The sequence below is a fragment of the Bradyrhizobium manausense genome (genome assembly GCF_018130615.1).
GTDB classification, from domain to species: domain Bacteria; phylum Pseudomonadota; class Alphaproteobacteria; order Rhizobiales; family Xanthobacteraceae; genus Bradyrhizobium; species Bradyrhizobium manausense_A.
In genome coordinates this window covers 1-2,138 of the sequence record NZ_JAFCKB010000044.1, presented here as the reverse complement: position 1 = coordinate 2,138, position 2,138 = coordinate 1, and the positions used below count along the sequence as shown (strand labels likewise).

Annotated in this window: 2 protein-coding genes; both read right to left on the bottom strand. The window is 65.3% G+C overall.

All coding sequences use genetic code 11. The features are described from left to right. Window positions 1-143: 143 nt before the first annotated feature. Entirely contained in the window at window positions 144-1,523 is a 1,380-nt protein-coding gene (locus tag JQ587_RS36565; RefSeq protein WP_212428601.1) for an MATE family efflux transporter, read from the bottom strand. Window positions 1,524-1,610: 87 nt separating this feature from the next. Continuing rightward, window positions 1,611-1,916, bottom strand: coding sequence for a DUF6460 domain-containing protein (locus JQ587_RS36560; RefSeq protein ID WP_212302787.1), 306 nt, complete (start codon window positions 1,914-1,916; stop codon window positions 1,611-1,613). Window positions 1,917-2,138: the final 222 nt, after the last annotated feature.

Here is a 2,138-nt window from a genome sequence, read left to right as displayed (position 1 = left end):
TTGTGGGAGTCGTTCTCAGAATCCATCTTACAAAACAACGCAATAGGGGCCGCAAATCCATATGCGATTCCCCTGCCGCCTGCGGGGAGAGGCCGGAATTTGCGAGAGCAAATTCCGGGTGAGGGGGGACGCGAGGCCAACTCTTACTGTCCTCGCGGAGAGTCCCCCTCACCCCGACCCTCTCCCCGCAAGCGGGGCGAGGGAGAAGGGAACGTCGCCCGATGCAGCGCCGGATAGCGCGCACCCTGCAATCCGCCACGCGCGACATAGAACGCGATCAGCGCACACCATAGTCCGGTATTGCCGAACGACTGCAGCACCAGCCAGACGGCGAAGAAGATCGCGAGCGCGGCGAGCATCAGATTGCGCATCTCGCGCGCCCAGGTGGCGCCGACATAGATGCCGTCGAAGCCGAAGGCGAACACGCCGGGGATCGGCGCCAGCACGATGAACGGCAGGAATTCGCGCGCGGCGCGGCGCACGTCCTCGCTCGCGGTCATGACATCGATCAGGTTCGGGCCGAACAGCGCGAACAGCACCGCGACGACCAGTGCGAAGCCGAGGCCCCAGAGCAGCACCAGACGGGTCGAATCCGCAAAACCCCTGGCGTCGCGCGCGCCAAAGGTGCGGCCGCAGAGCTGCTGGGCCGCATTGGCGAGGCCGTCGAGAAAAAAGGCGCTGACCAGCAGGAAATTGTTGAGCACGGAGTTCGCCGCCAGCGTCACGTCGCCGGCGCGCGCGCCCTTGGCGGTGAAAAACAGGAACACGGTGATCAGCGCCGCGGTGCGGATCATGATGTCGGAATTCACCGCCAGCAGCCGCATCAGCTTGGCGCGATCGAGCAGCGTCGCGCGGGGGACGGCAAAGCCACCGTGTGCATAGCGCCGGCAGACGATCACGCCGAGCACGAAGCCGACACCCTCCGACAGCAGTGCGGCGATCGCCGCACCCGCAATGCCGGTGTCGTAGACCAGCACCAGCAGAATCGTCGCCGCCATGTTGATGAGATTGATGACGACCTGGAGCGCGAGCGCCGGATTGGCGCGCGCCTGCCCGACCAGCCAACCGAGAATGACGTAGTTCGCGAAGGCGAATGGCGACGACCAGATCCTGATCATGAAATAGGTCTTTGCGGCGCGCGTCACGCCCGCGCTGCCGCCCATCAGGTCGAACAACGTGCCGGCCAGCGGCAGTTGCAGCGCGATCAGGCCGACGCCGATCAGGCCGGCGACGATGAAGCCGCGCACCAGGATCACGGTCTGCTCGCGGGTCTCGCCGGCGCCGAGCGCCTGCGCCGTGAACGCGAGCGTGCTCATGCGCAGGAAGCCGAACAGCCAGAACAGGCAGTCGAAGATCACGGAGGCCATCGCGACGCCGCCGAGCAGGGCGGCATCGTCGAGCCGGCCGATCGCGGTGGTCGAGACCACGCCGATCAGCGGTGTGGTGAGGTTCGCGACCATCGCGGGGCCGGCGATGGCGAAGACCTGGCGGGAGCCCACCCTTGGAGGAAGCGGTGCGTTCATGTCAGGTTCGTGTATCCGACCGCCGAACCGAACGCACCATCGCGGCCGGCATAGCGTGCTTGCGCCGGCCGCGCACTTCCAAAAGCCTTACCGGCCGCGCGGCGAACCGAACACGCGCGACAACAGCCAGATCGGGATCACGATGACCGCGCCGAGCAGGAAGTAGCGCCACAGCCAGTTCACGGTATCGAAGCCGAGATCCCACAGGCGCTGGAACAGCAGGCGAATGCTGTTGATGATGTTCCAGGGATCGAAGCCGATTGCGGCCAGCACGACGCCGACCAGGATGGAGAGCAGCACCAGGCGAAACGCGACCGCCACTGGCGAGCCGCCGAGAAAGCGGTGCAGGCCATCGCTGTGGCCGGCCGGCAAATCTCTGACGTCTTGGGCCATCTCAAACTCCTCAAGGGGATTCGCCCCGATTATAGGTCACGGCGGGGGACATGGGGAACCCCGACCCGACCGTCAATCAGCTTACCGCATTTTAATCCGGGCATATGCGCGCCACAGGCTCCCCAACCTCTCCCGCTTGCGGGAGTGAACCTCCTCCGAATGAGTGGACACCTGTAGTAGGTTCGTAGAGCCCGGAGGTGTCGAATGGAACTTCAACGTCGG

Coding starts and splice junctions, on each gene's coding strand:
- JQ587_RS36565 (WP_212428601.1), bottom strand. CDS start 1,523: ATGAACGCACCGCTTCCTCCAAGGGTGGGCTCCCGCCAGGTCTTCGCC.
- JQ587_RS36560 (WP_212302787.1), bottom strand. CDS start 1,916: ATGGCCCAAGACGTCAGAGATTTGCCGGCCGGCCACAGCGATGGCCTG.